At 57.7% G+C, this 4917-nt stretch carries 3 protein-coding genes; 2 read left to right on the forward strand and 1 reads right to left on the reverse strand.

Annotated features, from left to right (window positions below; all coding sequences use genetic code 11):
• The first annotated feature begins 501 nt into the window (after nt 1-501).
• Complete coding sequence (locus AB7E65_RS11945) at nt 502-984, forward strand: GtrA family protein (protein ID WP_428746014.1); 483 nt, start codon at nt 502-504, stop codon at nt 982-984.
• Between the two features lie 26 nt (nt 985-1010).
• Here the strand turns inward: AB7E65_RS11945 and AB7E65_RS11950 are convergent, their stop codons facing one another.
• Nucleotides 1011-4046, reverse strand: a complete 3036-nt coding sequence (locus AB7E65_RS11950) for a DNA polymerase III subunit alpha (protein ID WP_428746015.1) — start codon at nt 4044-4046, stop codon at nt 1011-1013.
• 75 nt (nt 4047-4121) lie between these two features.
• Between AB7E65_RS11950 and AB7E65_RS11955 the strand changes: the two genes are divergently transcribed.
• Nucleotides 4122-4917: glycosyltransferase family 87 protein (locus AB7E65_RS11955; RefSeq protein ID WP_428746016.1), on the forward strand; the 796-nt coding region annotated here is incomplete at its 3' end.

Consider the following 4917-nt stretch of genomic DNA (forward strand, 5'->3'; position numbering starts at 1 on the left):
TGCAAATTAAACGCTGTCAAGCTAGTATTCATGCACCCGATGTCATTCTGATGACTTGTGTTTCGTGATTTGTGACGGGTTGTCGGAAAGGCGTGGGTGCGCGGGGTTGCTGAGCGGCCTTATCTATACAACTTTAAATGGGTTTATGTAGCCGTTTGTATATCCGTAATGCAGGATTTATAAACAGATCGCGTCGTTGTGTTTTTGAAGGTATAGCATAAGGATTCGAAACAATCGGAAAAACGAGGCATGTCTGGTAAAGATTCTCGGGTTGGATATAGTTTGTATCCATCCGGAAACTCCGGATGGATACAGCGTAGTTTTCATGTGGGAAACGAGCAATTTTTCGTTGTGGCAAGGAAATCAAGGGGTTGCGCGGAGGCGTACATCGGTACGCCGCACAAGCAAGCCCGCGGATTGACGCCGCCACGGCGGAAAAGGGCCGGTTCCGGATAAAAACTAGTTTAAACATACTTGAGGCAGGGGCATATTGGGGACCTTATGATTTCAGACACTCGCAGGAAGCTGCTAAGATTCGGGATGGTCGGCATCGCCAATACCCTGGTGGATTATGCGATCCTGAATCTTCTGGTGCTGGCGTTGGGCATTTTCTCGCCGGTGGGTCTGGTATTGTGTAATATCGCCGCTTTTTTCGGTGCGAACCTTAACAGCTATGTCCTGAACAAGCGCTGGACCTTCGAGGATCGCAGTCATTGGTCGAAAAAAGAATATCTTCTGTTTCTGTTCTGTTCCCTGGGCGGTCTCGGCATCAACTGTCTGGTGTTATATTTTTTATCCTCCGGTGTTTTTCCCGAGGCATTTTCTTTTTTCGTGCACCTCAATCTCGCCAAATTATCCGCCTCGGTGGCCAGCATGGTCTGGAACTTCTACGCGTACAAAGTGTTTGTTTTCAGTCCCCGGATTGGCGCGGACGAAGGCGCCTCGGGGCATTGCGGCGAGCGGGTCAAGTCGGCGCTGCGTTGAAAAGCCGGCACATCCTGTTTGTTGTTTCATTCACGCCTTTTCCCGTTCTGATCTTCCTCATCCAGAAATCCCAGCCACATGACATTGACGGTCGCCACGCCGAATTCTTCTTCGACCACGCCCTTGATCAGGTAGGGCCGCGGTTGACCCAGCTTTTTGCAGAAGCGGGCATAGGCGGCGGGGAAAAAGGTGGCGTCGAACAACGCGGTGGCATCCTCGAAGGTAGCGAATTCCATCGGCTGGCCCTTGCCGGTCCGGATCGGTTTGCCGGTGACCCACCATCCGGCCAGAGTAACATGGCGGCCGACCCAGCGTTTCAGGTCGGAGGCCGGAATCAGGCGACGGTTGCGGATGATGGCCGCGAAGGGCTCGAGCGGGTGACGGGCAACGGGCAGACCGAGGGTTTCAAGCTCCTGGCGGTGCAGGGTTGCCTGGTCGTAAGCGGGCAGGGTGGGCGATGGCGGCGGCTCCGCGATGAACAGCTGGCCGTTGTCCTGCTCGGCCGGGCGCCGGTGACGGTCGAGCAATCGCCAGATCAGACGGGGGCGTTGTCGGCATCCTTCGAGGGCGTCGAAACAGCCGGCTTTGATCAGGGTCGTGACATCGGCGGCCGGCAGCTGTGGCAATCGCCGCAAAAAATCCTCAAAGTCCCGGAAGTCCCCCCCCCGGTTGCGCTCCCGCAGGATATGTTCGGTGGTTTGGCGGCCTACGGACGCGATCTGCATCAGGCCGACGCGCAACCGTTGCCCCTTGCCGTGGTAGGCCCAATCGCTGGCGTTGATGTCGGGCGGCAGGATGGTCAGGCCCAGGCGGCGCGCCTCGGAAAGATAACCGAGGGTCGTGTAGTAACCGCCGCCGTTGGAAATCACCGCCGCCATGAATTCGGCCGGATGGTTGGCTTTGAGCCAGGCGGCTTTGCAGCTGACCAGGGCGTAGGAAGCCGAGTGGGGTTTGCAGAAAGAGTATCCGGCGAAGGACAGCACTTGCCGCCACACCTTGCTCAGCACCGCCTCGGCCACGCCGCTGCGTGCCCCGCCGTCCATGAAGCGCTGTTGCTGGTCGTCCAGGGACTGGTCCCTGTCCTTTTTGCTGATGATTTTGCGGAGCCGGTCGCCTTCGCCGGCGCTGAAGCCGGCCAGGGCCATGGCGATCCGGGTGATCTGCTCCTGGTAGACCGCCAGCCCGTAGGTTTCATCGAGAATCGGCGCCAGCAGCGGATGCAGATGGCGCCAGGGTTTGCCGTGCATGCGGGCGACGAATTCGCGGATGAAGGTGTTGGCCGCCGGCCGGATGATCGATGATGCCATGACCAGATGTTCGAACAGGGTGTCTTCATCGGGCAGGGGGCGGCCGTTCCACATCTTCTTCAGCAGCTGGCGGGTGGCCGGTGATTCAATGTAAAAGCAGCCGATGGTGTCGCCGGCGCAGAGCAGGGCGCGGGTTCCGGCATCGGCCAGCGGCTGCCAGTCCCGATAGTCGATGGTGTTGCCCGTATGGCGGGCGACGGCTGCCAGGGCGTCGCGGATCACCGCCAGGGAGCGGTTGCCGAGGATGTCGATCTTGACCAGCCCGGCCGCTTCGGCCTGGTCTTTTTCCCATTGAATGAGGGGCCGGCCGCTGGCGGACAGCTCCACCGGCACGTATTGGCGGATGTCGTCGGGCACGATCACCAGCCCGCCGCAATGCTGGCCCAGATGGCGCAGCGGGCCGTCGAGACGGCTTGCGATGGCGAGGATCCTTCGCCAGTCGCTGCTGCGGGATTCTCCGCAAAACAGGGGGTGGCTGCCCATGGACGCGATGCCCCGTTGCGGTGACCCGTGGCTCGACAGTCTGCCGGTAACCGCCTTGATTTCGTCGGCGGGGATGCCGAACACCTTGGCGACTTCCCGCACGGCGCCGCGGCTTTTGAAGCCTATCTGGTTGGCGACCATGGCGGCCCGGTCCGTGCCATGGTGCCGGAAGGCGAAATCGATGACCCCGTCCCGCTCGTCCCAGGGAAAATCGATGTCGATATCGGGGGGATCGATGCGTTCTTCGTTGAGAAACCGCTCGAAAAACAGGTTGTAGCGCAGCGGGTCGACGTGGGTGATGCCGAGGCAGTAGGCGACCAGGGAGGCGGCGGCGCTGCCCCGTCCGCAGGTGCGCGGCGAGCGTTTTGCCAACTCCTCCACCACCAGAAAATAATGGGCGAACCCTTTGTCGCGGATGATGGTCAGTTCCTTGTCCAGTCGCGCCGTGATTTTATCATCCAGACGGCCGTAACGCCACAGGGCGCCTTTTTGTGCCCGTTGTTCCAGCAGGGCGGCGGCCTGGCGATCCGCAAGGTCGCGGAAACGGGGAAAGATGGTTCTGGAAAAATCCCACTCCGTTTGACAGTTGGCGGCGATGCGGGCGGTGTTTTCCAGCGCTTCGGGACAGTGGGGGAACAGCGCTCTTATTTGCGCTTCGGTGCGCAGGAAATCGGCGGTCGCCGCGCAGTCTCCGGGCCTGAGGCGCGGCAGGGTGGTATTGCCGGCGATGGCGCGCAATACCCGGTGCGTTTCGATGTCCTCATCGCCAAGATAGACGGCACGGGTTGTGGCGACAGGGGGCAGTGCCAATCTGCGGGCCAGGGCCATGGCCCGCTCCATATGGTGGCCGGGGGAAATCTCGACATACAGGCCCGCGCGACTTTGCTCCGCAAGTGTTTGAAGCAATGTCACATCATCGCTGAGGATGTACAGCCCCTCGCGGAAGGTCGTCAGGGTATCGGCAAGATCGAAGGGATGTCGCCCATGCAGGGCCGAAAGCAGGCGGCACAGAGCGGCATAACCGTTCTGATTTTTGACCAGCAGCACCGCCCGCTGCGTTCCGCTGACCGCTTCGGCGCCGATCAGAGGAGCGATGCCGGCTTTTTTCGCTTCCTCGACAAAACGCGGAATGCCATACAGTCCGTTGCGGTCGGTGAGCGCCAGATGGGTCATGCCCGCGCTTCTGGCAGCGGCGCACAGGACAGCCGGCGCGTGAAGGCCCCAGTTGGGAGAGTAGGTCGAGTGTACGTGGAGATGGGTGAAGGGAATCATATGTATATAAAATTATTGTAAAAATACCTTTTATTAAGGATAATTTTTCCAGAACGGGTACACTGGCATTTATCCTTGTCTTGGAAACTGTCGATTTTTAATGTTGTATCTAAAAATGCTCATGTTGCTGTTGCCGACTCAACCGATGCTTTGTGTGACGTGGAGGTGATTTTGAAAAATACGTTCTTGTCGATCCTGAACTCACAATTTTTGAAACGTGTTTTTATTGGGGTTTCCATAGTTTTTACTGTATTCCAGCTATCGGTTTTTTTGCCCAAGACTTTATGCAGGACTGATAAATCGCGAGATCTTTATGCCTATTATCTGGTTAAAGAGCGCATTGAGCAGCGAGATCCCATTTACCTGGATTTATCCAATAAGGGGCCACACGATCTGTCCCTCGCCCTTTATCTTTACCCTCCCGTTTTTGCAGGTGCGTTGTCGCTTTTTCCAAAAATGAGTTTTTTAATGTTTGCCCGTTTCTGGACGCTGCTGCTTTATGGCGCATACTGGATCTACGCGGCGACTCTGGGTAGGCTCGCATTTGGCAGATTCAGCCTGTCGGCGACAGTGCCCGCCGGATTGATTCTGTTTTTTTTCCCGGGTACGTTTCGTGCGCTTTCACTTGGTCAGATCGATCCATTGCTTTGGGCCTTGTTTGGCCTGGCTCTTTCCATGCCGACGTTCAGGGGATGGTTTACTATGCTTGTCGCCATCATCAAACCTCGGGGTATATGGCCTTTATTTTGGTCTGTTGGCGAAGGACTCCGGGTTTGGGTAGGAGCGACAATGGTTCTCCTAGGGAGCGCTCTTGTAGGTATCCTGGCCTTTGGAGGGGATGCCTTTGTGGAAAACTGCCGAATCTGGTTCA

The organism is Syntrophotalea sp. (genome assembly GCF_050253115.1).
GTDB classification, from domain to species: domain Bacteria; phylum Desulfobacterota; class Desulfuromonadia; order Desulfuromonadales; family Syntrophotaleaceae; genus Syntrophotalea; species Syntrophotalea acetylenica.